The sequence below is a fragment of the Collimonas humicola genome, from assembly GCF_018304945.1.
GTDB lineage: Bacteria > Pseudomonadota > Gammaproteobacteria > Burkholderiales > Burkholderiaceae_D > Collimonas > Collimonas humicola.
In genome coordinates this window covers 114,880-141,506 of sequence record NZ_JAGQEE010000010.1, presented here as the reverse complement: position 1 = coordinate 141,506, position 26,627 = coordinate 114,880, and the positions used below count along the sequence as shown (strand labels likewise).

Sequence of the window (26,627 nt, the reverse complement as noted above, 5' to 3'; positions counted from 1 at the left end):
TCAGCAGCAGAGAGATGAGATTATGTAGCGTTTCAAGTTTTTCGTCAACTACTTTTTTACTTCTTACCGAAAAACTTTTTACTCACTACATCCACTTCAACCCGCTTTTTTCCCGCAAACTTCGCGCTCAATTCAGCACCAATTCCTTGCTGCTGTTTCGCTTCTTTCGCGTCGTTCTCAACGGGAGGCGAACTATAGCAACACCACCTCTTCCCCGCAAGTACTTTTATCCAAATTCTTTAAAATATTTCGATTTATTTGATTTAGCCGTATTACGGGGCATTCGTCGCTGCTAAATACGCTCTTATTAGTAGCAGCTTAAACATCCACCGAATTCAATACCGCCCAGCGCGCGGCGCTGACGCCCTTCTCCAGGCTGATCCGGCTGACAATCTGCTCCAGCTGCAAATGATTGCTAGGAGATGTAATCAGGTCCGCCCGCACTTCCAGCTGCGTGCCTGAAGCCAGGTCCTCGCTATGCAGCGACTGCACCACCAGGTGCGGCATGCCGTTCAGCATATGCAGCATCAAGGTGCGTACCTGCACCTCATCTTCCGGCCGGCATACTATAGAGAGACGATACACTTGCTCGGTTTCCGTCGCGCTATGCAGATCCTGGCGGTTGATCATATGGGAGACGCCGCGCAGCAGCACGTTCGCACCCAGGATGGCGGCAGCGCCGATGGCAGCTTCCAGCGCATGTCCAAGTCCGCACAGCACGCCGACCGCGGCGGAACACCACAAGGTAGCAGCTGTATTCAAACCCCGTACATTGATCCCTTCGCGCATGATGACGCCGGCGCCAAGGAAACCGATGCCGGATACGACATAAGAGGCAATCCGTGTTGCTCCCTGCGGATCCGATTCGAACGCGGAAACCATCACGAACAGCGCTGCGCCGATAGACACCAGCGCATTCGTGCGCAAGCCCGCCATGCGCTGGCGCATCTGCCGCTCGGCGCCGATCAGTGAGCCCAGGGTAAGAGCGAGCAATACGCGCAGGGTAAATATTTTCCAATCCATCTTTCGCTACCTTTCTGCATGCATCGCCATGCGCGCGGCATAACGGCATTTCATTGGCGCCCGGCGCCGCTTCAGGAGTTGAAGAACAGCCGGCCAGGCAAATCAAACAAACGGACGGAGATAAATGGTGGCGATGCAGAATCGCATCTCATTGACACTACAGCGCTTCAATTCACTGGCTGTAGCGATGAATGCTTGCTAGCAGGTGAAATGCAAAGGGTTGAGCGCCCATCCGCGAGTACTGGTGCAACTGTCCAAAATCGGGTCTCCTGCAAACATGGTCCACAGGATTCTATGTAGACCGCCTGGGCAAGTCAAGCTGCGGACACAGCATCAGCCGCCAGCTTGCGCAAGACGTGGCCGGCAGCAACCAGACCGAAAGTAGCCGTCACCACCACTGCCGAACCGTAGCCGGCGCAGTTCAGGCCGGTTACGCCCGCAGCTGTGCCGGTATCGGCATCGACCGCACACGCCTGCTCAACCAGCGGCGCGCTCAACGGCTCGGTGGAAAAGACGGCGTCGATGCCGAAACGGACTTTGTCGCCGCGCGGGAAGCGGTATTCTGATCGTAAGCGCTTGCGCACCTTGGCCAGCAGCGGCTCCTGCTCGGTTTTCGCCAAGTCGCGCACTTCGATGCAGGTGGCGTCGACCTGGCCGCCGGCGCTGCCGATGGTGATCAGGCGGATGCCCTTGTCGCGGCAATAGGCGATCAATGCCGCCTTGGCGCGCACATTATCGATAGCGTCGATCACGTAGTCATAGCGCCCGTCGCCTATCATTTCCGGCAGATTGTCGGCGCTGATGAAATCTTCCACCTCGGTGACATGGCAGTAAGGGTTGATCTGGGCAACGCGCGCTGCCAGCGCGCTCACCTTGGCCTGGCCGAGCGTATCTGTCAGAGCATGAATCTGGCGGTTGATGTTGGATTCGGCCAGATTATCGAGGTCGATCATGGTCAGATTGCCGATGGCGCTGCGCGCCAGGGCCTCGATCGCCCAGGAGCCCACTCCGCCCACACCGATCACGCACACGTGCGCTTGCAGGAAGCGGGCCAGCGCGGCTGCGCCATACAAACGGCCGATGCCGCCGAAACGGCGGTCGAAATCAATCTCGTCGAGATCAACCGTGGTGGGAACAGAGGCGCCGTAAGCGCTGGCTACAGGTGAGGACATGATAGGCAACTGAAAGTGAGACGACGGGCATTCGACAAGATAAGCCAGGATAAACTTGATGCAGATCAAACTGGATATCGCTATTGCAGCTATTTTACCGGCTCTGCATGACGGATCACTTTTGAAGTGCTTTAATATAAGAAGATAAATAGATCGTCAGCCGTCGACAAATTATCAAATAAGCATTCATCCCTGGATGAGCGCTCCCATCCAATTTCGAGATACTCACCATGCCCAACGCACTGATATCCACCGCGCCAGATTTCAGCCAGCCGATTGCAGTGCTCAAGCATTGCCACGACCGCATACGCAAGCAGCTGGAAACGCTGCAAAACCTGCTCGATCACCTGCCGCAGCATGGCAACGATGCCCAGGCCCAGCAAGCCGCGCATAGCATCATGCGTTATTTCAACCAGGCCGCTCCGCATCATCACGCGGACGAAGAAGTCGACCTGCTGCCTATGCTGAGCGTTACCGCCACTGGAGAAGACGCCGCCGTGCTGCAAAAGCTGATGCCGGAAATCATGGCCGAGCACCAGCAGATGGATGGCCTGTGGCACACACTCAACCTGCAACTGGCGCCTATCGCCGATGGCGCAACAGCCACTCCGGCAGGCCAGTTGTCGCCACAAGACGTCCAGCAATTTTCCGCCGTCTATTCCGCCCACATGGAAAAGGAAGAAACCTGGATCGCCCCGATGGCGAAGCGGCTATTCAGCGCACAGCAGATGCAACAGCTAGGATCAGCCATGCAACAACGTCGAGGTATTCCAGCATGAATATGCAAAATCAACAGATAGACAAATCGATTGCGGACCTGCGCATCGACTACAGCCAAGCCAGCCTGTCGGAAGCCGACACCGCGGCCGATCCGATTACCCAGTTCGGAAAATGGTTTGACGAAGCCATGCGCGCCGAAGTACCGGAAGCCAACGCAATGAGCCTGGCGACCGTCGGCAGCAATGGCCGCCCCTCGTCGCGCATCGTGCTGATCAAGCAGTTCGATGAACACGGCTTCATATGGTTCACCAATTTTGAAAGCCGCAAGGGCCACGACCTGGAGGAACATCCCTACGGCGCCTTGCTGTTCCACTGGGTTGAACTGGAACGCCAGGTGCGCATCGAAGGCCGCGTCGAAAAAATCAGCGACAGCGAAAGCGACGCCTACTTCAACAGCCGGCCCTTGCGCAGCCGACTCGGCGCAATCGCTTCGGCGCAAAGCGAGACCATCGCCAGCCGCGAACTGCTGGAAGCAGAGTACGCCAAGGCCGAACAAAAATTCGGCGACAATCCGCCTCGCCCAAAACATTGGGGCGGCTACAGACTTTTTCCGGATACGGTAGAATTTTGGCAAGGACGCCGGTCACGTTTACACGACCGGATTTTGTATACCTTGGACGCAGATGACAAGTGGCTGCGACAACGCCTGCAACCTTAGTCACTGTTACCGGTCGACGCTGACCGCTTGGTACAAGTATTTAATGACCGGAGGAGAAATCGTGTTCTGGGAAAAGAAGCTTGAAAACTGGGTTAATGATATTCGTCACCGAGCTGCAATACCGCTGCGGCTGGAATTATGGAATGGTCAGCGTTTCGACTTCGGCACCTACGTGTCGCCGGAGGTCACCGTGCGCGTGCCGCATGTATCGGCGCTGAGTTACCTGCTGACGCCATCGCTCGCCAATCTCGGCGAGGCTTACGTCGAAGGAAAAATCGAAGTCGAAGGAAAAATCAGGGAAGTCATCGCCGTCGGCAATGCGCTGGCGGCCAATTCACTCAAGGCGGACGGCAAGTTCGCCCGCATCACTCGCACCTTCCGTCACAACAAGGAGAAGGACGCCGAGGCGATCCGCTATCACTACGACGTCTCCAATGATTTCTACAAGCTGTGGCTGGACCAGAACATGGTGTATTCCTGCGCCTATTTCGAACATGGCGATGAAGACCTGGATACCGCGCAGCTCAAGAAAATCGATCACATCCTGACCAAGATCCAGGTCCAGCCGGGCCAGACCCTGCTCGATATCGGCTGCGGCTGGGGCGCGCTGGTGCTGCGGGCAGCGCAGAAATTCGGCGCCAGGTGCGTCGGCGTCACGCTCTCGGAAAACCAATATGCGCTGGCGCAGGAACGGGTGGCCAAGGCCGGCCTGCAGGACCAGATAGAAATCCGCTTGCAAGACTACCGCGACGTCACCGGCCGTTTCGACCGCATCACCAGCGTCGGCATGTTCGAGCATGTCGGCCTGGTGCATCTGCCCATGTATTTCTCGCGCATCCGCGAATTGCTGGCCGATGACGGCGTCGCCATGAATCACGGCATCACCACCACCGACATCGACAATGGCGAGACGCCTTACGGCGGTGGCGAATTCATCGAAAAATATGTGTTCCCGCACGGCGAACTGCCGCATATCGGCATGGTGCTGAAAACCATGCAGCAAGGCGGACTGGAAGTATTCGATGTGGAAAACCTGCGGCGCCACTACGCCAAGACCTGCGGCATCTGGGCCGACAATCTGGAAGCACATGCCGACGAAGTCAGGAAAGCAGCCGACGACCGCCGTTTCCGTATCTGGCGTATTTACCTGGCGGGGAGTTCCTACGGCTTCGAACGCGACTGGATGTCGCTGTACCAGGTGGTCTGCCGCAAAGCCGGACGCAGCGCCGGCACACTGCCCTGGTCGCGCGACTACATATACCAAGGCAAGTGAAATTAGCGCACCATCCGCTGCGTTCACCGGCGCAGCGGAGCGGGTTCAGCGAATCACTTTATCGATGAACATCTTACGCAGCTTCGCCACTTTCGGCGCCACCACGAAAGCGCAATAACCTTGCAAGGGATGCTGGCGGAAGTAATTCTGGTGGTAGTCCTCGGCCTTGTAATAGGTTTCCGCGGCGCTCAATTCGGTGACGATGGGCGCATCCCACACATTCGCCATTTCCGCGACAACCTGTTCCGCCGCCTTCTTCTGCTGCGGCGACTGGTAATAGATCGCCGAGCGGTATTGAGTACCGACGTCATTGCCCTGGCGGTTCAAGGTAGTCGGATCGTGGATCGTGAAGAAAATTTCCAGCAGCTCGCGATAGCTGATCTGCTCGGTATCGAATGTCACCGCCACGACTTCGGCATGGCCGGTCGTGCCCTCGCAGACCTGCTCATAGCTGGGATTCGCAACATGGCCGCCGGTGTAGCCAGACTCGACCTGCTCCACCCCTTTGATTTCCTGGTAAACCGCCTCCAGGCACCAAAAGCACCCGCCCCCTAATACCGCAACTTCCTTCGTCATGGCCGCTCCCCCCTGCTACAAAATCGACACTTTCACTTTAACGCAATCCGCACCGTCTTGTCGACGGAGAAATACATTATCGGCCAAGCGCTGCAACAAACAAAAAGCCCCGCAAGACCATGCCTTGCGGGGCTTTTTAAGATTAAAACTTAACCTGCGATTTAGAACTTGTAGCCGACGGTCAGCACGGAAACCAAAGGATTCAGAGTGATTTTAGTCGTGGCGTGTGTCGTGGTGCCATCGCTATGACGAGTGGACAGATCAGCCTTGGTGTCCAGCGGGACATAGGACAGGGAGAAGTTGGCGGACCAGTTCTTGTCGAAGTTATAGGCCATACCGACGTTCGCAACCGGCACAAACGAGCTGCTCAGGTCCGCGCTGGTGGAAGCGCCGGGGTCGCCGCCTGCCAGCAATCCAGTCAAGCTGTTGGTCAGCTTGATGTTCGAGTACCAGACGTAAGCAGCGCCGGCGCCGACGTAAGGACGAAACTGGCTGTTAGCATCGCCGAAGTAATACTTGGCCAATACTGCCGGGCTCCATTGTGTAGCGGTGCCGAGCTGGCCCAGACCGTTGAGCGTGCCTTGGCCAGCGAGCTTGAATTTCGGTGGGATGCCCAGATCCGCAGTGACAGCGATATTGTCGGTGAAAAAGTGCGTGAACTGCAGGATCACGGTATCCGCGTTGGAAACATGCGCGCCGCTGCCCGGAACGGTGGCGCTGCCGAGCTTCAGCGGTTCGCTGGACTGGTTCAGGCCGATATGCGCCCAACCGAAGTTCACCACATTGTCGCCCGTTTGCTGCGCCATGGCAGGCGCTGCGAATGCTGCCAGCAGGGACAGGGCCGCCAGCTTTGGCAATACGTTGAATTGTTTTTTCATATGTCTTCTCCAAGTTTCACTTCATTTTTAGTAGCGGACTTGCCTGCATCGGCTGCAGTACAAATCCATTTGCGGCACTTTGCAATTCTGGCTGGGCCAGACAGCGCTCTGTTCTTCAACTTCAACCATCGGAGCAGAAGGGATACATGATGCACACATCCCGGCCCTGCCCCATTCACGAAAAGAACGCGCGTGCTATTCTTTTTTTTACACTATGCCAGCTTTAGAATGATTTGACTATAGTTGTAGCTTTTTTACCGCAATTATTTTTTGAAACCCGTTTTAAAACCCGCCAGGACGGCAGAGGAATCATGCGCAGCGCGGCGCAGACGGTCATTAATCCCCTGCCAGGCCGGATCCGACGGCGGAGCTTCGACCACGATCAGATCAGCGGCCGCGTGATCCATGTTGCGCAACGCAGCATACAGATCGTGGGCATAAGGCTGCGGCGCCGCAGCCATGGCGCATTGCGCCGCCAGCGGCGGACCGCCGGCAGCTGCCGAATAAGAGATCAGCGCCAGGCTTTGTCCGGCCTGATGCAGTTGCAACAGCGTTGCCGCCAGTTGCGGCGGCGCCACCAGCAGCACCGGCGTGCGCGGCGCATAGTGCGATTCAAGCGTACCGGAAGCGCGCGGCGCGGCCGCATCCGCGGCTTGCACCGCAACTCCCAGCACCGCACCGATTTGCGCAGCGCTGATATGGCCGGGCCGCAGCAGCACCGGCCCGTGCGACGCCATGCGCGACAAATCGATGATGGTTGATTCGATCCCGACTTCACTCTGGCCGCCATCCAGGATGCAAGCGATGGGACTGTCGCCGTCGGTATCGAATTCGTCGCGCACGTGCTGCGCGGTAGTCGGACTGACATGGCCGAACTTGTTCGCCGAGGGGCCGGCGATGCCGCCTTTGCCGCCTTTGAATTCGCGCAGCAACGCCTGCGCCACCGGATGCGATGGACAGCGCAAGCCGACCGAACTCTGGCCGCCCGAAACCTGCGCCGGGATGTGCGCCGCACGCTCCAGGATCAGCGTCAGCGGTCCCGGCCAGAAAGCCGCGATCAGCGCATGCGCCTGCGGCGGAATGGCGTCGGCCCAATAACCGATGTCGGCTTCCGGAGCCACATGGACGATGACCGGGTGGTTGGAGGGACGCCCTTTGGCGGCATAGATGCTGGCAACCGCCGCCGCATTCTCGGCATCCGCTCCCAGCCCGTACACCGTTTCGGTTGGAAACGCCACCAGCTGGCCCGCTTCCAGCTTGCGCGCCGCCAGCTTGATGGCTTGCATGTCGATAGTCGCGTCCGTCATGGCATGCTTCATTCAGGCGGCAATGCCGAGAATGGCGCAGGCAGCGGCCAGCTGCTGCTGCGCTTCGGCCAGGGTCGGGGCGATAAAGGTGATATGTCCCATTTTGCGGGCGCGGCGCGCCTGCGCCTTGCCGTACAAATGCAGATGCGCCGCCGGCAGCGCCAGGATCTTGTCCCAGGCCGGTTCGCGCGTCTGGTCGCTAGCGCCGTCAAACCAGATATCGCCGAGGATGTTGAGCATCACCGCCGGCGAATGCTGGCGGGTATCGCCCAGCGGCATGCGCGCCATCGCCCGCACCTGCTGCGCAAACTGGCTGGTGACGCAGGCATCCATGGTGTAATGGCCGCTGTTATGCGGACGCGGCGCCATCTCGTTGACCACCAGCGAACCATCCTGCAAAACGAAAAATTCGATGCACAGCACGCCGACATACGCCAGCTGTTCGATAATGACCAGCGCCGCGTGCTGCGCGCGTTTAGCGGTTTCGTCGCAGACGTTCGGGCCGGGCACCGTGGTGGTGAACAGGATGCCGTCGCGATGGACGTTTTCGGCAATCGGATAGACCACCGCTTTGCCGTCGGCGCCGCGCGCCACCAGCACCGAGACTTCATACGCCAGCGGCAACATCTTTTCCAGCACGCAGGCCACCCCGTTCATGCCGGCGAACGCCGCGCGCAGCTCGTCCAAGGTACGCACCCGCGCCTGGCCCTTGCCGTCATAGCCGAGGCGGACGGTTTTCAATATACCTGGCAACAGATCGGCCTGCACCTGATCGATATCGGTTGCCGCAGCGATCAATTGATGCGGCGCCGGCAGTACCGTGGACTCCTTGGCGCAAGCAGTGAAAAACCGCTTTTCCACCATACGGTCCTGCGCCACCGAAACGCTGGCTGCAGCCGGCGCCACAAAACTGTTCTGCGCCAGCAGCGCCAGGCTGTCGGCGGCGACGTTCTCAAACTCGGTGGTCACAGCGGCGCACAGGCTGGCCATCTCGCCCAGGGCAACTGCATCGCTGTAGTCGGCCAGGAAATGGCGGTCGGCCACGTGCCCGGTCGGGCAATCCTGCTCCGGTTCCAGCACCGCCACCTTGTAGCCCATGGATTGCGCTTCATGCGCGAACATGCGGCCGAGCTGGCCGCCGCCCATCACGCCCAGCCAGGTTGGCGGCGTTGTTGCTGGAATAATCGGCGCTATGGAGTCGTGCGGTTTGTGTTCCATACTGCTCATACCGGTGGCAATTTCATATCAAGGGCAATCTGTGTCTGCTTGGCGCGAAACGCCAGCAGCTTGTCGGCCAGCGCCTGGTCGGTGGCGGCCAGCATGGCGATGGCGGACAGCGCGGCATTGGCCGCGCCGGCTTCGCCGATGGCATAGGTGGCAACCGGTATGCCCTTCGGCATCTGCACGATCGACAGCAAGGAATCTTCGCCGCGCAGGTACTTGGACGGCACCGGCACGCCCAGCACCGGCACGATGGTCTTGGCGGCGATCATGCCCGGCAGATGGGCGGCGCCGCCGGCGCCGGCGATGATCGCGCGCAGGCCGCGTTCACGCGCAGTTTCTGCATAGGCGAACATCTGGTCCGGCATGCGGTGCGCCGAAATCACCTGCGCCTCGTGGGCGACGCCAAACTCGGTGAGGATGGCGACCGCGTGCTGCATCACATCCCAGTCCGAGGAAGAGCCCATCACGATGCCGATAACCGGCTTGTCTGCCGATTGGATCGCAGTATCCTTGGTCATCTCATTAATCCTTCAGCGTTTCGCCGGTCAGGCTGAACAGGGCTTCGCGGTATTTGGCGCCGGTTTTTTCGATGACGTCATCCGGCAAAGTCGGCGCCGGCGCGGTCTTGTTCCAGCTGGTGACGGTTTCCAGGTAATCGCGCACAAACTGCTTGTCGAAGGATGGCGGCGAAATGCCCACCTGGTAGCTGGCAGCCGGCCAGAAGCGCGAGGAATCGGCGGTCAGCACTTCATCCATCAGGTGCAGGACGCCGTCCTTATCGAGGCCGAATTCAAACTTGGTGTCGGCGATGATGATGCCGCGCGTCGCCGCGTAGTCGGCCGCGGTCTTGTACAGCGCGATGCTGACGCTGCGGATTTTTTCGGCCAGTTCCTTGCCGATGCGGCTTTCCATGTCGGCAAAGCTGATGTTTTCGTCATGCTCGCCCATCTCGGCCTTGGCCGCCGGGGTGAAGATCGGCTCGGCCAGCTTGGCGGCTTGCTGCAAACCGGCAGGCAGGCTGATGCCGCAGATGGCGCCGGTGGCTTGGTAATCCTTCCAGCCGGAACCGATGATATAACCACGCACCACCGCCTCGACCATGATCGGCTGCAGGCGTTTCGCCACTACCGCGCGGCCGCGCACCTGCTCGACTTCATCGCCCGCCACGACCGATTCCGGCGCAATCCCGGTCAGGTGGTTAGGTACAATCGCCGCCAGCTTGTCGAACCAGAAATCGGACATGCGGTTCAAGACCTTGCCCTTGCCCGGGATAGGCTGGTTCATGATGACGTCGAAAGCCGACAAGCGGTCGGAGGTGACGATCAGGATCTTGTCTTCACCGACGGCATAGTTTTCGCGCACCTTGCCGCGACCCAGCAATGGCAGTGAGGTAATGGTGGATTGATAGAGGCTTGTCATGGTTATTCCAAAAGTCAGAAAACCAGGCAAAGAACGATGGAAGCATCATTCCGCACCTGGTAAATTATCGCGCCAAGCCTTGCCTGGCGCCGCTGCCACACTATTTATTACTGAACGATCTGCGCCAGCTCGCCCTTCTTGTATTTCTCAGCGATCTTTTCCAGCGACACCGGCTTGATCTTGGCAGCCTGGCCTTCGCAGCCGAACGCCAGGAAACGCGCCTTGACCACAGCCTTGGCTGCTTCGCGCGCCGGCTTGAGGTAATCGCGCGGATCGAACTTGCTTGGATTTTCCATCAGGTAGCGGCGGATCGCGCCGGTCATGGCCAGGCGGATATCGGTATCGATATTGATCTTGCGCACGCCGTGACGAATCCCTTCCTGGATTTCTTCCACCGGCACGCCGTAGGTTTCTTTCATGTCGCCGCCGAATTCGCGGATTTCCGCCAGCAGTTCCTGCGGCACCGACGAGGAGCCGTGCATCACCAGGTGGGTGTTAGGAATGCGCGTGTGGATTTCCTTGATGCGTTCGATCGCCAGGATGTCGCCGGTTGGCTTGCGCGAGAACTTGTAGGCGCCGTGCGAGGTGCCGATGGCAATCGCCAGCGCATCGCACTGGGTCAGCTTGACGAAATCGGCGGCTTGCGCGACATCGGTCAGCAGCTGCTCACGAGTCATCTTGCCGTCCGCGCCGTGGCCGTCTTCCTTGTCGCCCATCATGGTTTCCAGCGAACCGAGCACGCCCAGTTCCGCTTCCACGGTGACGCCGATGGCGTGCGAGAACTCGACCACCTTGCGTGACACTTCGACGTTGTATTCATAGCTGGCGACCGACTTGCCGTCTTCCATCAGCGAACCGTCCATCATCACCGAAGTGAAGCCGGACTTGATCGCCGCCATGCAGACTGCCGGCGACTGGCCGTGGTCCTGGTGCATGACGACCGGAATGTGCGGGAACGCTTCTACCGCGGCTTCGATCAGGTGGCGCAGGAAGGCTTCGCCGGCATATTTGCGGGCGCCGGCGGAGGCTTGCATGATGACCGGCGCGCCGACTTCATCGGCAGCCTGCATGATGGCAGTGACCTGTTCCAGGTTGTTGACGTTGAAAGCAGGCAGGCCGTAGCTGTTTTCAGCAGCATGGTCCAGCAATTGACGCATGGATACGAGAGGCATGTTGTACTCCGATAATAGAAACTTGTAGTGCTACCTGTTACCACGTCATTCCCGCGTACGCGCGGATGACGCTGTACTAAAAAATTTGCTTAAGCATCAATACTCGCCGATCTTCATGATCTTCAGCGCATTGGTGCCGCCGATCTGGCCCATAGGCTCGCCCCATGTCACCACCACCAAGTCGCCCAGCTGCACCACGCCCTTGGCCAGCAGCAGGTTCTGCGCAGCCTTCAGCACCGCTTCGCGGTCGTTCGACTTGGCCAGCTCGAAAGTCTGCACATTGCGGTACAAGGCGGCCTTGCGCTGGGTAGCGATGCTCGGGGTAATGGCAAAAATGGGGATGTCGATATTGTGGCGGCTCATCCATAGCGCGGTCGAACCCGACTCGGTCAGGGCGGCAATCGCCTTGACGCGCAGATGGTGGGCGGTAAACAAAGCGCCGTAAGCAATCGACTGGTCGACACGGGTGAAACGGACATTGAGGAAATCCGCGTCCAGCTTGCAGTCTTCCGATTTTTCCGCTTCCAGGCAGATCGCCGACATCGCTTCCACCGTCTCCACCGGATACTTGCCGGACGCGGTTTCAGCGGAAGTCATCACGGCGTCGGTGCCGTCCAGCACGGCGTTGGCGACGTCGGACACTTCGGCGCGGGTCGGCACGGCATTGACGATCATCGATTCCATCATCTGCGTTGCCGTGATGGCCAGCTTGTTGGAAACGCGCGCCATGCGGATCATGCGCTTTTGCAGCGCCGGCACGGCGGCGTTGCCGACTTCCACCGCCAGGTCGCCGCGGGCCACCATGATGCCGTCGGAAGCGTCGAGGATTTCCTGCAGGACCGGGATCGCTTCCGCGCGTTCGATCTTGGCGATCATCATCGGCTTGTGGTCGTAGGCTTCGCCGGCGACGTTGGCCAGCTGGCGCGCCATTTCCATGTCGGTGGCGTTTTTCGGGAAGGACACCGCGACATAATCGGCCTGGAAACTCATGGCGGTCTTGATGTCGTCCATGTCCTTGGCGGTCAGCGCCGGCGCCGACAAGCCGCCGCCCTGGCGGTTGATGCCCTTGTTGTTGGACAGCTCGCCGCCGATCTTGACGATGGTGTGGATTTCATTGCCGAGGATTTTCTCGACCGTCAGCACGATCAGGCCATCGTTCAGCAACAGCACATCGGCCGGCTTGAGATCGCGCGGCAAGGCCTTGTAGTCGAGACCGACGCGTTCCTGGCTGCCCATGCCGCAATCGGCGTCGAGAATGAATTTTTCGCCATTCTTCAACTCGATCTTGCCTTGCTCGAACTTGCCGACCCGGATCTTCGGTCCCTGCAAATCGGCCATGATCGCAACTTGCTTGCCGCAGGCCGCGGCCACCTCTCGCACCAGCGCGGCGCGGTCGATATGGTCTTGTGCCTTGCCATGCGAAAAATTCAGGCGCACCACATCGACGCCGGCGACGAACATGCGCGCCAGTGTGTCGGCATCGCTCGATGCAGGTCCGATGGTGGCGACGATCTTGGTAGCTCTTTGCATGGAAAACCTTTCAATACAGCATGGATGAATGTATCGCTATTCCATCCCCGTCATCCCCGCGTTCGCAGGGATGGCGGGGTGACCGGATATCCCTCTAATTAAGCAGCGCGTTGCAGCAGAATTTCAACCGCCGGCAAGGTCTTGCCTTCCAGGAATTCCAGGAACGCGCCGCCGCCAGTGGAGATGTAGCCAATCTTGTCGGTAATCTGGTACTTGGCGATCGCCGCCAGCGTATCGCCTCCGCCGGCAATCGAAAACGCCTTGGAGCCGGCAATCGCCAGCGCCAGCGTTTTGGTGCCTTCGCCGAACTGGTCGAACTCGAACACGCCGACCGGGCCGTTCCAGACCACGGTGCCGGCCTGGCCGATCTGCGCCGCCAGCGCCGCCGCTGTCTGCGGACCGATATCCAGGATCAGGTCGTCGTCTTCGACATCGCCGACTTTCTTGATTGTTGCCGCAGCGGTCGGCGAGAATTCCTTGGCGCAGACAACGTCCACCGGAATCGGCACCGAGGCGCCGCGCTTGGCCATCATGTCGATGATCGCCTTGGCTTCGTCCACCAGGTCCGGCTCGGCCAGCGATTTGCCGATCTTCAGGCCGCTTGCCAGCAGGAAGGTGTTGGCGATGCCGCCGCCGACGATCAGGTTGTCGACCTTGTCGGCCAGCGCCTTCAATATGGTCAGCTTGCTCGACACCTTGGAGCCGGCGACGATCGCCACCAGCGGCCGCGCCGGCTGGTTGAGCGCCTTGCCCAGGGCATCCAGTTCCGCCGCCAACAACGGGCCGGCGCAGGCCACAGGCGCAAATTTGGCGACGCCGTGGGTAGTCGCTTCGGCCCGGTGCGCGGTGCCGAATGCGTCGTTGACATAGATATCGCACAGCTTGGCGATCTTTTGCGCCAGCTCGTCGCTATTTTTTTTCTCGCCCTTATTGACGCGGCAGTTTTCCAGCAAGACCACCTGGCCCGGCGCCACTTCCACGCCGTCGACCCAGTTTTGGCGCAGTTCGACCGGCTGGCCCAGCAGTTCCGCCAGGCGCTTGGCGATAGGCGCCAGCGAATCTTCCGGCTTGAACTCGCCTTCGGTCGGACGGCCCAGGTGAGAAGTCACCATCACCGCGGCGCCGGCATCGAGCGCCTGGCGAATCGCCGGCACCGAAGCGCGCACGCGCGTGTCTTCAGTAATATTGCCCGCAGCATCTTGCGGCACATTGAGGTCGGCGCGGATAAAAACACGTTTGCCTTGCAGCTGGTGTTGCGCGATCAAATCGCTTAGTCGATTGAATTTCATGTCGATCAGACAATATTGGTGAGGAAAAGCCGCTATTTTACTCCAGCAGCCACTGTCAAAACACCGTTTTCGGCGGCCGACGCGGCGCAAACGACATATGGCTGAAACCAATATTCTACAGAGTAGGGCTCATTGAATCCGTTAAAATGTGACTTTACGCTCTCAGAACAGATGAAATAGTTCTGTTGCATCGCTGCCCGCTGATATCAGCGGCCGGCATGGCATTGTTATGTATTAAATAATGAATGAGCTGGTAAGACGCAACGCTCATTAATTCTGATTTCATTTATTCGATGACTGGAGATTTGAACATGTCCATGGATGACCGCGACGGCAAGATTTGGAAAGACGGCAAACTGATCGACTGGCGCGACGCCAATATCCATATCCTGACCCATTCGCTGCATTACGGCATGGCGGTGTTCGAGGGCGTGCGCGCTTACAAAACAGCACAGGGTCCGGCGATTTTCCGCCTCAAGGAACATACCCAGCGCCTGCTGAACTCGGCCAAGATTTTCCAGATGCAGGTGCCTTACGACCTGCAAACCCTGATCGACGCCCAGATCGCCGTGGTCCGCGAAAACCAGCTGGAATCCTGCTATATGCGGCCGCTGATCTGGATCGGCTCGGAAAAGCTCGGCATCGCCGCCAAGGGCAACACCATCCACGTCGCGATCGCTGCCTGGCCGTGGGGCGCCTATCTGGGCGAAGACGGTCTGGCGAAAGGCATCCGCGTCAAGACGTCCTCCTTCAGCCGCCACCATGTCAACGTCTCGCTGGTGCGCGCCAAGGCCAGCGGCTACTACATCAATTCCATCCTGGCCAACCAGGAAGCGCTGACCGACGGCTACGATGAAGCCCTGCTGCTCGATACCGACGGCTACGTTTCCGAAGGTTCCGGCGAAAACGTGTTCATCGTCAAGAACGGCAAGATCTACACGCCCGACCTGGCTTCCTGCCTGGACGGCATCACCCGCGACGCGGTGCTGACCATGGCGCGCGACAGCGGCATCGAAGTCATCGAAAAACGCATCACCCGCGATGAAATGTATTGCGCCGACGAAGCCTTCTTCACGGGCACCGCGGCGGAAATCACGCCGATCCGCGAACTCGACAACCGCAGCATCGGCGAAGGCAAGCGCGGCCCCATCACCGAAAAAATCCAGGCCATGTTTTTTGAAGTGGTGGCTGGCAACTCGGACAAATATCAACACTGGCTTACCGTGGTTGGAAAGTAAGCCGGCATCAAGCAATCAGAGCACACGTCACTAATGGAGTAGTAAATGAACACAGCAACAAGCCAGCAAGCAGTAGTTGAACTCGACGGCAAGGACTTGCCGGCGCACTGCCCTAACCCGCTGATGCCGACCTGGTCCTCGCATCCGCGCGTATTCCTCAACCTGGACAGCAGCGGCAGCGCCAAATGCCCCTACTGCGGCACGCAATACCGCCTGAAGCCGGGCGCGGTCGTCACAGGACACTGATCGAAAAGGGAGCCTGGCTCCCTTTTTTGATGCTGCCAAAGCGTTGTGCCAGTGGTTCAATCCGGGTGAGTAGGGAGGCAATATGCCGCATGTCAAATTTATGCACGGTTCAGCAGAAGAAACTGAAACCGCTTTTTACGACGCCATGAGCCGCGCCGACATCGAAGCCATGATGGCGCTCTGGGCCGATGACGACGAGATCGTCTGCGTCCATCCCAACGCGCCGCGGCTGCATGGCCATGCGGCGATCCGGGCCGCCTTCGAAGCCCTGTTTGAACGCGGCGGCGTGCATATCCGCGCGCGGCAGCTGCATGTGACCCATAATATGTCGACCAGCATTCATAACCTGGTGGAAGAGCTGCACCAGGCCAGCGACGCCGACCGCGAGATGCACATCCTGGCCACCAATGTCTACATGAAAACCCCGCGCGGCTGGCGCATCGTGCTGCATCATGCCTCGGTCGCGCCGGGGGCAGCGCCGGAAGAAACGGTATCGAGCGCCACCTTGCATTAAATAGTGGCGTTCAATCCAGTATAGGTATATAGCTTTCGTATGAGTTCTTCGATTTCCCCCGCTTCTTATCCGGCGCCGCTCTGGTTGCCGGGCGGCCATCTGCAAACCATTTACCCCGCTACCTGCATCAGCAAGCCGGCAGTCGCGTACCGCCGCGAGCGCTGGGATACGCCGGACGGCGATTTTGTCGACATCGATTTCGTCGACGGCCGACCCGGGCAACCGCTGGTGGTGCTGTTCCACGGCCTGGAAGGCTCTTCCGACAGTCACTATAGCCGCGCCCTGATGGCGCAGCTGGCCCAGCTGGGCTGGTCCGGCGCGGTGCCGCACTTCCGCGGCTGCTCGGGTGAAATCAACCAGGCGCCGCGCTTTTATCACTCGGGCGACGCAGAGGAAGTCGACTGGATCCTGCGGCGGCTGGCGGCCAGCCGCGCGGAAAAACAGTTCACCAAGTTTTACGCTACCGGCGTTTCGCTGGGCGGCAACGCGCTGCTGCGCTGGCTGGGCGAATCGCAGAATGAAGCCAAGATCGTCGACGCCGCCTGCGCCATCTCGGCGCCGCTCGACCTGGCCGGCGGCGGCGAAGCCTTGTCGCACGGCTTCAACATGGTCTACACGCGCTCGTTCCTGCGCACCATGAAGAGCAAATCGCTCGACAAGCTGCAGCAATTCCCGCGCCTGTTCGACCGCGAAAAAATGCTGCGCTCGCGCGACCTCTACGAATTCGACAACATCGTCACCGCGCCCCTGCACGGCTTCCGCGACACCGAAGACTACTGGCACCGCGCCAGCGCCAAGCTGGTGATGAACGACATTACGATACCGACGCTGGTGCTCAACGCCAAGAACGACCCTTTCCTGCCGCCGCGCCACCTGCCGCCAAAGGCCGCTCCCAGCGTCACGCTGGAATATCCGGAACAAGGCGGTCATGTCGGCTTCGCCGTCGGCAGCCCGCCCGGCCGCCTGGACTGGCTGCCGCAACGCATGTTGCGCTTTTTGCAGGAAAGCTGAATGGACCAGATCGTCCTGCAAGCCATGCAGAAATGGCCGAACGTCCCGCACTGCTACGGCTGGCTGGCGCTGGACGCCCGCGGCGCCTGGCGCATGCGCGATGAACACACCCAACGGCAAAACCTGCCCGGCGACAAGATCATGCACACCGCATTGGTCGGCTTCATCAACCGCAACTACAAGGCGGATGAGCAAGGTTGCTGGCATTTCCAGAACGGCCCGCAACGCGTCTACGTGGACCTGGCGCTGACGCCCTACATCGCCCATACCGAACCGTTGCTGGGTTTTGTCTTGCAAACCGGCGAAGCCATGTCGGCAATCGATGCCGTCATGCTGACCGAAGAAGGAAGGCTGCTGCTGGCCGCACCAGGCCAGATAGCCGCAGTCGACGACCGCGACCTGGCGCAATGCCTGGCGCAACTGCGCATGGATGGAGAAACCGTCAGCGACGAAGCCTTGCTGGAATGGCTGGCAACTCCCGCAGACCAGCGCATCCTGAGCTGGCAACAGGCAGAAGCAGCAATCCCCGTCACAAGAATCGCGAGCAAAGATATCGCTTCTGCATTTGGTTTTGAGCCCAAACCAAGACAAACGTAGTCAATCGGGGTCAGAGTTTTTTTACGACAGCCTCATCGTCGTAAATTACTCTGACCCCAATTGACGGCCTCCAAACCACAAAACAAAACACTAGCGCTCCTTGGAAGCCTTCAACTCATCCTTCCACCGCTCCTGCAACTCCCGCTCCCGCGCATCGATCATCGACTGATCATAAAACTCCGCATCCGGAGAATTCCGCGCAATCCGCAACTGATCCAGAGCCGCCGGCACACTCCCCGTCAATACATACGATTCCGCCAGCGCCATATGCTGCAAAGCCCGCTTGCCCTGCGCCGAATACGCCTGGGCCAGCAAATCCTGCACATCGGCATCCTGCCGGTACAGCTGCGCCTGCTCGCGCAGATACTTGGTCGCCTCATCCAAACGCTTGGAAGCAATCAAGACCCGCGCATACTGATGTGCAAGCCCGCGCGATAAAGGATATTGCAGCTGCGCCTGCTGCACGAGCTTCAAGGCTTCCGCCTCACGCTTGGTCGCCAGCATGATCTCAATCCCCAGGTCCGTCAGCACCAGGCTCTGCTTGGCCGGCGCCGCCGCGGCAACGGCTTCCTGCAGCAACTGCTCCGCCTGGCCATAATCCTCCCGCTTGAACGCCAGGAAAGCCATGCCATATTTAGCCGCGACGATCTGCTGCTTGGTGTTCAGCTTGAGCTGCGAATCGAAGAAGTACTGGGCCTCGCGCCGGCCCTGCTCGGTATCGTCCTGCAACACCCTTACCCGCGCCCGTATCAGCTGGAAATCCAGGCTGTCGGCATGCTGCCGGTAACGCTGCTCGCGGATTCGGGCTTCGATATCAGCGATACGCTCGCTGGTCAGCGGATGCGTCAGCAGGTACGGCGGAACGGCGTCCGAGTAATTGCGGGAAGCCGTTTGCATGCGGCCGAAAAATGCCACCATGCCGCTGGTGTCAAAGCCGCCCGCATCCAGGATCGACAAGCCGATACGGTCCGCCTCGCGCTCGGCGTCGCGGCTGAAGTTCAACTGACGCTGCATCGCCAGCCCGGTGCCGCCCATCATCACCGCCGCGCCGGCATCGCCGCTGCCGCGCATCGCCAGCGCCCCCAGCAGCATCGCCGCCAGCGCAATCATCGAATCCTGCTTCTGGCTGCCCAGCATGCGCGCGATATGGCGCTGCGCCACATGGCCGATTTCATGCGCAAGCACCGAAGCCAGCTCCGATTCACTTTGCGCTGCAAGCAGCAAGCCCGAATGCACGCCGATAAAGCCGCCCGGCAAGGCGAACGCATTCAGGACCGGATCGCGCACCGCAAAGAAAAAGAAGTCAAACCCCACCTCGCCGCGCACTTCGGGCCGCGCCGCCACCAGGGTCCAGCCGAAGGTGTTCAGGTACTCCAGCAACGGCGCATCGTTCATGTAATCCGGATCGCGCCGGATGTCGTGCATGACCTCTTCGCCCAGCTTGCGCTCCATCAGCGGCGACAGCGATTCCCGCGAGCTGTCGCCCAAAGTCGGCAGGTTTTGCACCGCCGTTGCAGGCATGGGCGGCAAGGCGCAACAGACGCTGAGCAGCGCCGCCAATAGTGTCCTCGGTGGAAATTGCAAGGGTCGCGTCATCGAGTGCTGGCTAGTGTCAAAATCACGATGCTATGATACTAACAGAGGATAATTGTTCCATATTCAGCAAGCAGCGCCGGCCTGAGAAAAATCTATGCCACGCCTGACTGCATCATCTACAGAAAATACCGCCATGACCAACAAAACCCCGGCAGCAACCAACCTGACCCACTTCGATTCAAGCGGCCAGGCGCACATGGTCGATGTCGGCAGCAAGGCCGACACGCACCGCATCGCCGTCGCCAGCGGCTGCATCCGCATGAAGGCCGAGACATTGGCGTTGATCCAGTCCGGCACGGCAAAAAAAGGCGATGTGCTGGGGATTGCCCGGATTGCCGCCATCATGGCGACCAAACGCACCAGTGACCTGATCCCGCTATGTCATCCGCTGGCGTTGACGCGGGTCACGGTGGATTTCAGCATTGATGAAGCGAATGCCAGCGTCACTTGCAATACCCAGGCGGAAACAGTGGGCAAGACTGGGGTCGAGATGGAAGCGCTGACTGCGGTGCAGATCGGCTTGCTGACTATTTATGACATGTGCAAGGCGGTGGACCGGGGGATGGTGATTACCGACGTGCGGGTGATGGAGAAGCATGGAGGCAAATCGGGGGACTGGGTGGCCGATTGATATGAAGGCCCGCAGTCAGAAATAGCCCCCCAGCCAGATCCGCGGGCGGTAGGCCGGATTCGCATAGAGATCTCTTTGCAGGCTTTGCTCTTCATACAAAGGCAGATTAAGAATTTCCGGCCACAAGCCGTTGGCGAGAAAATAGATAGCTGCCAGCATGACGATTACGCCACATGCTCTGACAGGCATGAATAGCTGCAATCTAGCCTCTGCCCGCGACGGCGTTAGCGAAACAACCCAGCCCCAGGCACAGCCGATGTACAAGGCAATCCACAATTGGCTGGTCGGCATCACGATCAAACCCGACACTAGACCATCCATCAGAATCGCCACGCCGGTGGTCAGCCATGCCGCCAACGTCAAATGATTTTTTATATCAGTCGGTGCCAGATACTGATGTATCGATAGCAGTCTTTTAAGCCCAATCGCAATCGCTGCCACCAGACAAAGTAAAGCTGGAATTCCCCATTCGCAAGCGATCTGCAGCACCCAATTGTGCGGATGCGCACCGCCTTGTATATCTCGTCCAAAATGAGCGAAGTGCAAAGGCCCCGCTCCCAACCACGGACGTGCGAGCATGATTTCCCATGCGCGCATCCACAGCGGCCAACGGCTGGAATCGGGATTCTCGATGGTGCGGCCGACTACAGAAAACAAAAAGCCGAATGGCTGCAAACCCAATGCAAGTGGTATTAATACGTAAAACAAAAGGTACACACCCAATCCAATCAACGCCGTCCATAACATCAGTCGGCACCATGGCAAAGCATCTTTCCGGAGATAAAAAAGGGCTGCGCATATACCCGCCAGCAATCCAATAGAAGTGCCGCGTCCAGCCGAAACAAAAAGAAGTGCCCACCATACCGATGTGACACCCCATGCAAATATCTTTTCCTTACCAGCATTGCTACGATATATCAGCAGCCCCAGGAGTGGCAAAGTAATGGTTTGAACATGATTGAAAAACCGGTAATTATCGAAGCCGAAAATCAGCATCTCATTCGGTGATTGATGGCCCACCACCAGTATCGCAATATAGGAAATGATTTCTATAAAAATATAAAAACCACATCCCAACCCGCACAGTCGCAATATCTGATCCAATGATGCTTCGCCCCGGATTGCGATCTCCAGTGCAATTACATAGGAAATCATGAATAACAACAGAAAATTTGCCCATTCAAAAAACGCATGTCGCGATGAATAAGCGTGGGCACTAGATATTATTCCAAGCAGGAAAAAGACTGCTAGCAACTTTATCAAAAGAGCGTTATGCAATCTGGATGCAACATCATTCCGCACCAGCCAGATTGCGATGAATATGGCGGTAAAGACCGTACAGGAGACCTCAACGACACGTTGTTTGTCGTGGAAACCTACGGCGGACATTAATGGAAAAAACCATAGAGGGCTGACAATCGCCGCAACGGCAATTAAATATGAAACTGCGATTTTTGGAGACAACCAGTGGTGTATTCGTTGCAGCATGTAATTGCACAATTCCAGTTAAACAATAGTTTCATTAAGTTTAACTATAATGGAAATTAATCTTGTTAGGCACAGCAGCCGTATCGAGTGACGCTGCTTATTGATCAAAAACAAAAAAATACGCCCCGCTAAAGGGGGCGTATTTTCTTCAATCTATGCTACCTACAGCACTATTAGGTACCGTTATTTTTTTGGATCGCGTTAATAGCAGCGGTGTTAGTAAGAGTCCCGCTTGGAGTCACTGTCCATGTGATATTTGTGGCGCCTGTTGTGACTGTAGGCACGAATGTGATAGTGCCGCCATCCACGTTTGTGCCAATACCAGTTCCCAAAGTAATCGTGATTGTCCCGCCAGTAGTAGAACCCGAAGCCACTTCCTTGGTTCTTGTAAATACTGGAACATTGCTAGTTGCAACGGAATCTGAACAATTAGTAACAACCCCTCCAGCTTCTTGCGCGCAAAGAGCAACAGCAGTCTTCACTGCATCAACCGAAGTTAATGCGTTCGCAATTTTCGCGCGAATTGTGTAGTTTTGGTACTGGGGGATCGCCACAGCAGCCAAAATACCTATAATCGCCACAACGATCATCAATTCGATCAGGGTAAAACCGCGCTGTGCACGCTTAATCATTTTCATCGATTTCATATATTTCTCCGGTTAATAAAAAGGGGCTTCACTACTTCACTACACGGGATATACAGCAATGTCTGTGCCAGTGGAAAATCTCAGGTTTTCAAAGTTCTAAACCGAGAAAAGTGAAGAAATTTGGCAGGATTTCGATGCGAAGCTGACAAAGTTTGTCACAAAGAAACTATGTATATTGGTTATTGGCAACTCAATCCGACACTTGGCATACGTGCAGCCACCAAGATGTAAAATCTTGGCTAGACATGCGCCAGTTTCAGCGACTTTCTGAAAACGGAAATTGGTATTAAGCGTGAACTCAGGGTAGTAATAGTGTGACAGGCAACACAGGCCGTCTTGAATAAACGCCATCGTGTCATTCCCGCGTTAGCGGGGACCACAGTGCTTTTGAGCTGATACCAAAGAGGCAATTGAAACCGTGCCGCACACTGACGGCAAATTGCTTAAACTTCCTTCCAAGAAAATCTCATCTGAGTCCCCGCGATATCAATTACATCCTCATCCTTGAGCGGCCGGGCGCCAGCGCTCAATGGCGTGTCATTGACCCGGGTATAAGTCTGTCCTTCAACATGCGTCAACTCATAGCCATGCGGCCGCCGCGTCACAATCGCCACCTGGATGCCGGGACGCCCAATAGTAGTCAGCACCTTGGTCAGCAACATCTCCTTGCCGGCGCTAGGCCCATCCAGTACGGTGATGGTGGCGTCCGGTCGCGGCACCGGGAACATCTTCGGCCGGTTGTCCTTGATCTCTTCATCCGTATCCACCTGGTACAGCAATTTGTACCTGGCCATCTGGATCACATCGTTGTGCTGAAGGAAATGCTTGGTGACCGGATGGCCATTGACCTGGGTGCCGTTGGTGCTGTTGAGGTCTTCCAGGAACGAATCGTTGTAGATAGTAATGATGACCGCATGCTCGCCGCTGATGGCGAGGTTGTCGATGACCAGGTCGTTGTGGGCGCGGCGGCCGATGGTGGTGCGCTCTTTGGTGAGCGTCATCTCTTGTATTACGGTGCCGCCTTTGGTCAGGATGATCTTCGCCATTCCTATCTCTCTTGGGAAACGCTATTTGTAAGTTGATTAAAACAATATCCTGGCGGCTATTGGTGCTGGCGCTGCAATTCACACATCGGGCCGTACATGTCTTCACACACCCCAGTTTAATGTTGTTTTGGGGCAATCGTACTCAAAATCCGGGATTTATGTTGCGGCCCTGGCTGTTGCGCCGCCCATGGCCTGTGCTGGCAATTTAACAACGGCACCTATTCATTCTGCGCCACCCTGATCAGTATCACCGACACATTGTCCTGCCCGCCGGACTTGTTGGCAGCATTGATAAGCATGGTACATGCCATCTTGAGGTCGCCTTGGGCGTCGCTGATGATATTGCTGATATCGCCATCGCCGATCCGGTCTGACAGACCATCTGAACAGAGCAGGTAAAGATCCCCGGCCCGTATGTCATGCTGGTGGACTTCCACCACCAGCTGGTAGTCGATGCCGACGGCGCGCGTGACGATATTGCGGTTGAGTGCAAATTGGGCATCTTCGGCGCGGATCAGGCCGGCGTCGATCTGTTCCTGCAGCAGGGAATGGTCGCGCGTCAGCTGTTCCAGCAAGCCGTCGCGGATGCGGTAAGCGCGGGAATCGCCGACGTGGGCGATGCTGACCTGGCCTTCGGGCTGGAACCAGGCCACCACAAGGGTGGTGCCCATGCCGCGGTACTCCGGCTCGCGGCGGGCGGCGTTGATGATGGTGCTGTTGGCCTGGCGCACGGCCTGCATCAGCCACAGACGAGTCGGCAGTTCTTCTTCCGGTTTTTGCAGGCGGCGGTACTCCTGCAGCTGGCTTTCGATTTCTTCCTGGATGGCGACGGTGGCGATGCTGCTGGCGACTTCGCCGGCGTTGTAGCCGCCCATGCCGTCGGCCAGGATCGCCAGCTGCAAGCCGGCATCGACGACGACGGTGTCTTCGTTTTGTACTCGCACCATACCAATATCCGTTTTGGCGGCAAACTCAAGCGGCATATGTCGAGACATGTTCGGTGAATAAAGGTGATACAGATTAGGCGGTTGCCAGATTACAAGCATTTTCCTTGGTTCTGCCGGGGACGGCAAGACATATTGCAGTCTCTCCAGGCGCCGGCTTCAGGATGCCGCATCCCCGCTGCTGACGGAATTGTGCACCACAATAAAAAAGGGAGCCGAAGCTCCCTTTCCTGTCTGGCCGGCTGATGCTGCGCCGGCCGTCCGTTTTGCTATGTGACGATTACAGCATCGCCTTCAGCAGACGCGCCATTTCCGATGGATTCTTGGTCACGGTGATGCCGCAGGCTTCCATGATGTCCAGCTTGGCTTGCGCAGTGTCGGCGCCGCCCGAGATCAGCGCGCCGGCATGGCCCATGCGCTTGCCCGGAGGAGCGGTAACGCCAGCGATGAAGCTGACCACCGGCTTCTTCATGTTGTCCTTGATCCAGTAAGCGGCATTGGCTTCGTCCGGACCGCCGATTTCGCCGATCATGATGACTGCATCGGTTTCAGGATCGTCGTTGAACATCTTCATGATGTCGATGTGCTTCAAGCCGTTGATCGGATCGCCGCCGATGCCGACTGCCGACGACTGGCCCAGGCCCAGCGCGGTCAACTGACCGACTGCTTCATAGGTCAGGGTGCCGGAGCGCGAAACCACGCCGATGCGGCCCTTCTTGTGGATATGGCCCGGCATGATGCCGATCTTGATTTCGTCCGGCGTGATCAGGCCTGGGCAGTTAGGGCCCAGCAGCAAAGTCTTGCTGCCGGCTTTTGCCATGCGGTCTTTCAATGCCAGCATATCGCGTACTGGAATGCCTTCGGTGATGCAGATGGCCAGGTCGAGTTCGGCTTCGACGGCTTCCCAGATCGCTGCTGCCGCGCCTGCTGGCGGAACATAGATCACCGAAACATTGGCGCCGGTGGCGGCCTTGGCTTCTGAAACGTTAGCGAAAATCGGGATGCCTTCGAAATCTTCACCGGCTTTTTTCGGATTCACGCCGGCGACAAATGCGTTCTTGCCGTTAGCGTAATCGCGGCAGCCGCGGGTGTGGAATTGACCGGTCTTGCCGGTGATGCCTTGGGTGACGACTTTAGTGTCTTTGTTGATCAGGATCGACATAGTTGTTCCTTGTTATTTATTACTTACCGTTAGCAGCAGCAACAACCTTCTGCGCCGCTTCTTCCATGCTGTCCGCCGAGATGATCGGCAGGCCGGAGTCGGCCAGCATTTTCTTGCCGATTTCTTCGTTGGTGCCCTTCATGCGGACCACCAGCGGCACTTTCAGCGAAACGGCCTTGGATGCGGTGATGACGCCTTCAGCGATCACGTCGCAGCGCATGATGCCGCCGAAGATGTTGACCAGGATGGCTTTCAGGCCTGGGTTCTTCAGCATGATCTTGAACGCTTCAGTCACTTTTTCAGCAGTAGCGCCGCCGCCGACGTCGAGGAAGTTGGCTGGTTCGCCGCCGAACAGCTTGATGGTGTCCATGGTGGCCATGGCCAGGCCGGCGCCGTTTACCAGGCAGCCGATGTTGCCGTCGAGCGAGATGTAAGCCAGGTCGAACTTGGAAGCTTCGATTTCAGCTGGATCTTCTTCGTCCAGGTCGCGGTAAGCGACGATTTCAGGATGGCGGAACAGGGCGTTGGAGTCGAAGTTGAACTTGGCGTCCAGGGCGATGACCTTGCCGGAACCGGTAACGATCAGCGGGTTGATTTCAGCCAGCGAGCAATCGGTATCCCAGTAAGCCTTGTACAGACCTTGCAACTGGACGCGCGCATCGGCGATCGAACCGGCAGGAACGCCGATCAGGGTGCTGATGCTGTCGGCGTCAGCATCGGTCAGGCCGGTAGCCGGGTCGATGACGACTTGATGAATTTTTTCTGGGTGGCTGGCTGCGACTTCTTCGATGTCCATGCCGCCTTCGCTCGATGCCATCAGCACCACGCGCTGGCTGACGCGGTCGGTGACCATGCTCACATACAGTTCTTGCTTGATGTCAGCGCCTTCTTCGATCAGCAGGCGACGCACTTTCTGGCCTTCAGGGCCAGTCTGATGCGTGATCAGCTGCATGCCGAGAATCTGGTTGGCGTACTCGCGCACTTGTTCCAGCGACTTGGCAACCTTGACGCCACCGCCCTTGCCGCGACCGCCGGCGTGGATCTGGGCTTTGACGACCCAAACCGAACCGCCGAGTGTTTCGGCTGCCTTGACCGCGTCATCGACGCTCAGGCACGGGATGCCACGCGGTGTTGTCACTCCGAACTGGCGGAGAATTTCTTTACCCTGATACTCATGGATTTTCATGCGAGCTTCCCTTCTGACAC

General features: G+C 58.1%; 27 protein-coding genes and 1 pseudogene. 10 read left to right on the top strand and 18 right to left on the bottom strand.

Translation table 11 applies throughout. The features are described from left to right. The coding region (locus KHU30_RS23455) for a hypothetical protein (protein ID WP_211445016.1) at nucleotides 1-296 on the top strand (296 nt) is incomplete at its 5' end. 22 nt (nucleotides 297-318) lie between these two features. Here the strand turns inward: KHU30_RS23455 and KHU30_RS23450 are convergent. Beyond that, nucleotides 319-1,023 carry an MgtC/SapB family protein gene (locus KHU30_RS23450; RefSeq protein ID WP_211445015.1) on the bottom strand — a complete coding sequence of 235 codons (705 nt, stop codon included), beginning with the start codon at nucleotides 1,021-1,023 and terminating at the stop codon, nucleotides 319-321. A 314-nt stretch (nucleotides 1,024-1,337) separates the two neighbouring features. After that, the gene (gene tcdA, locus KHU30_RS23445) at nucleotides 1,338-2,195 is read right to left on the bottom strand and encodes a tRNA cyclic N6-threonylcarbamoyladenosine(37) synthase TcdA (protein WP_211445014.1); all 858 of its coding nucleotides are present in this window, start codon (nucleotides 2,193-2,195) and stop codon (nucleotides 1,338-1,340) included. A 230-nt stretch (nucleotides 2,196-2,425) separates the two neighbouring features. On the opposite strand from tcdA, the gene KHU30_RS23440 reads away from it, so the two are divergent. The 3 genes from KHU30_RS23440 (at nucleotide 2,426) to KHU30_RS23430 (ending at nucleotide 4,906) form a co-directional block, all read left to right on the top strand. Beyond that, nucleotides 2,426-2,974 carry a hemerythrin domain-containing protein gene (locus tag KHU30_RS23440; protein WP_211445013.1) on the top strand — a complete coding sequence of 183 codons (549 nt, stop codon included), beginning with the start codon at nucleotides 2,426-2,428 and terminating at the stop codon, nucleotides 2,972-2,974. After that, nucleotides 2,971-3,633 (top strand): pyridoxamine 5'-phosphate oxidase, encoded by a 663-nt coding sequence (gene pdxH, locus KHU30_RS23435; protein ID WP_230411401.1) that lies wholly within the window; start codon nucleotides 2,971-2,973, stop codon nucleotides 3,631-3,633. The genes KHU30_RS23440 and pdxH overlap by 4 nt, the downstream gene beginning before the upstream one ends. Nucleotides 3,634-3,694: 61 nt before the next feature. Further along, nucleotides 3,695-4,906 carry a class I SAM-dependent methyltransferase gene (locus KHU30_RS23430; protein ID WP_211445023.1) on the top strand — a complete coding sequence of 404 codons (1,212 nt, stop codon included), beginning with the start codon at nucleotides 3,695-3,697 and terminating at the stop codon, nucleotides 4,904-4,906. A 45-nt stretch (nucleotides 4,907-4,951) separates the two neighbouring features. Here the strand turns inward: KHU30_RS23430 and msrA are convergent, their stop codons facing one another. From msrA to KHU30_RS23385, 9 genes are all read right to left on the bottom strand, one after another. Further along, nucleotides 4,952-5,482, bottom strand: a complete 531-nt coding sequence (msrA, locus tag KHU30_RS23425) for a peptide-methionine (S)-S-oxide reductase MsrA (RefSeq protein ID WP_211445012.1) — start codon at nucleotides 5,480-5,482, stop codon at nucleotides 4,952-4,954. Nucleotides 5,483-5,643: 161 nt separating this feature from the next. Next, a complete protein-coding gene (locus KHU30_RS23420; protein ID WP_211445011.1) occupies nucleotides 5,644-6,360 on the bottom strand; it encodes an OmpW/AlkL family protein in 717 nt (238 codons plus the stop codon). Between the two features lie 263 nt (nucleotides 6,361-6,623). Next, complete coding sequence (locus KHU30_RS23415) at nucleotides 6,624-7,667, bottom strand: L-threonylcarbamoyladenylate synthase (RefSeq protein WP_211445010.1); 1,044 nt, start codon at nucleotides 7,665-7,667, stop codon at nucleotides 6,624-6,626. Nucleotides 7,668-7,679: 12 nt separating this feature from the next. Beyond that, nucleotides 7,680-8,885: a 5-(carboxyamino)imidazole ribonucleotide synthase gene (locus tag KHU30_RS23410; protein WP_211445009.1), complete on the bottom strand. Its 1,206-nt coding sequence runs from the start codon at nucleotides 8,883-8,885 to the stop codon at nucleotides 7,680-7,682. Between the two features lie 5 nt (nucleotides 8,886-8,890). Next, nucleotides 8,891-9,409 carry a 5-(carboxyamino)imidazole ribonucleotide mutase gene (gene purE / locus KHU30_RS23405; protein ID WP_211445008.1) on the bottom strand — a complete coding sequence of 173 codons (519 nt, stop codon included), beginning with the start codon at nucleotides 9,407-9,409 and terminating at the stop codon, nucleotides 8,891-8,893. Between the two features lie 4 nt (nucleotides 9,410-9,413). Then, complete coding sequence (locus KHU30_RS23400; RefSeq protein WP_211445007.1) at nucleotides 9,414-10,310, bottom strand: phosphoribosylaminoimidazolesuccinocarboxamide synthase; 897 nt, start codon at nucleotides 10,308-10,310, stop codon at nucleotides 9,414-9,416. A gap of 107 nt (nucleotides 10,311-10,417) precedes the next feature. Then, nucleotides 10,418-11,482, bottom strand: coding sequence for a class II fructose-bisphosphate aldolase (fba, locus tag KHU30_RS23395; RefSeq protein WP_211445006.1), 1,065 nt, complete (start codon nucleotides 11,480-11,482; stop codon nucleotides 10,418-10,420). Nucleotides 11,483-11,578: 96 nt separating this feature from the next. After that, on the bottom strand, nucleotides 11,579-13,012 hold the full coding sequence (gene pyk / locus KHU30_RS23390; protein WP_211445005.1) for a pyruvate kinase: 1,434 nt from the start codon (nucleotides 13,010-13,012) through the stop codon (nucleotides 11,579-11,581). A 98-nt stretch (nucleotides 13,013-13,110) separates the two neighbouring features. Beyond that, a complete protein-coding gene (locus KHU30_RS23385; protein ID WP_211445004.1) occupies nucleotides 13,111-14,301 on the bottom strand; it encodes a phosphoglycerate kinase in 1,191 nt (396 codons plus the stop codon). A gap of 311 nt (nucleotides 14,302-14,612) precedes the next feature. On the opposite strand from KHU30_RS23385, the gene KHU30_RS23380 reads away from it, so the two are divergent. The 5 genes from KHU30_RS23380 (at nucleotide 14,613) to KHU30_RS23360 (ending at nucleotide 17,907) form a co-directional block, all read left to right on the top strand. Further along, the gene (locus KHU30_RS23380) at nucleotides 14,613-15,539 is read left to right on the top strand and encodes a branched-chain amino acid transaminase (RefSeq protein ID WP_211445003.1); all 927 of its coding nucleotides are present in this window, start codon (nucleotides 14,613-14,615) and stop codon (nucleotides 15,537-15,539) included. A gap of 45 nt (nucleotides 15,540-15,584) precedes the next feature. After that, nucleotides 15,585-15,785: a zinc-finger domain-containing protein gene (locus KHU30_RS23375; protein WP_211445002.1), complete on the top strand. Its 201-nt coding sequence runs from the start codon at nucleotides 15,585-15,587 to the stop codon at nucleotides 15,783-15,785. A gap of 82 nt (nucleotides 15,786-15,867) precedes the next feature. Further along, entirely contained in the window at nucleotides 15,868-16,299 is a 432-nt protein-coding gene (locus KHU30_RS23370) for a YybH family protein (RefSeq protein ID WP_211445001.1), read from the top strand. 39 nt (nucleotides 16,300-16,338) lie between these two features. Next, nucleotides 16,339-17,310 (top strand): YheT family hydrolase, encoded by a 972-nt coding sequence (locus KHU30_RS23365; RefSeq protein WP_211445000.1) that lies wholly within the window; start codon nucleotides 16,339-16,341, stop codon nucleotides 17,308-17,310. After that, the gene (locus KHU30_RS23360) at nucleotides 17,311-17,907 is read left to right on the top strand and encodes a DUF2946 family protein (protein WP_211444999.1); all 597 of its coding nucleotides are present in this window, start codon (nucleotides 17,311-17,313) and stop codon (nucleotides 17,905-17,907) included. Nucleotides 17,908-17,997: 90 nt separating this feature from the next. Here KHU30_RS23360 and KHU30_RS23355 read toward each other — a convergent pair whose 3' ends face one another. Further along, complete coding sequence (locus tag KHU30_RS23355; protein ID WP_211444998.1) at nucleotides 17,998-19,503, bottom strand: M48 family metalloprotease; 1,506 nt, start codon at nucleotides 19,501-19,503, stop codon at nucleotides 17,998-18,000. A 133-nt stretch (nucleotides 19,504-19,636) separates the two neighbouring features. On the opposite strand from KHU30_RS23355, the gene moaC reads away from it, so the two are divergent. Further along, a complete protein-coding gene (gene moaC / locus KHU30_RS23350) occupies nucleotides 19,637-20,134 on the top strand; it encodes a cyclic pyranopterin monophosphate synthase MoaC (protein ID WP_211444997.1) in 498 nt (165 codons plus the stop codon). 15 nt (nucleotides 20,135-20,149) lie between these two features. On the opposite strand, the gene KHU30_RS23345 is transcribed toward moaC, so the two are convergent. From KHU30_RS23345 to sucC, 6 genes and pseudogenes are all read right to left on the bottom strand, one after another. Continuing rightward, entirely contained in the window at nucleotides 20,150-21,622 is a 1,473-nt protein-coding gene (locus KHU30_RS23345; protein WP_211444996.1) for an O-antigen ligase family protein, read from the bottom strand. Between the two features lie 173 nt (nucleotides 21,623-21,795). Continuing rightward, entirely contained in the window at nucleotides 21,796-22,269 is a 474-nt protein-coding gene (locus KHU30_RS23340; RefSeq protein ID WP_211444995.1) for a pilin, read from the bottom strand. A 443-nt stretch (nucleotides 22,270-22,712) separates the two neighbouring features. After that, complete coding sequence (locus tag KHU30_RS23335) at nucleotides 22,713-23,315, bottom strand: FHA domain-containing protein (RefSeq protein WP_211444994.1); 603 nt, start codon at nucleotides 23,313-23,315, stop codon at nucleotides 22,713-22,715. 218 nt (nucleotides 23,316-23,533) lie between these two features. After that, on the bottom strand, nucleotides 23,534-24,298 hold the full coding sequence (locus KHU30_RS23330) for a Stp1/IreP family PP2C-type Ser/Thr phosphatase (protein ID WP_329956712.1): 765 nt from the start codon (nucleotides 24,296-24,298) through the stop codon (nucleotides 23,534-23,536). Between the two features lie 241 nt (nucleotides 24,299-24,539). Then, nucleotides 24,540-25,421: a succinate--CoA ligase subunit alpha gene (sucD, locus tag KHU30_RS23325; protein ID WP_092355167.1), complete on the bottom strand. Its 882-nt coding sequence runs from the start codon at nucleotides 25,419-25,421 to the stop codon at nucleotides 24,540-24,542. Between the two features lie 19 nt (nucleotides 25,422-25,440). After that, a pseudogene (gene sucC, locus KHU30_RS23320) lies at nucleotides 25,441-26,613 on the bottom strand (ADP-forming succinate--CoA ligase subunit beta); the annotation flags it as partial. Nucleotides 26,614-26,627 lie beyond the last annotated feature (14 nt).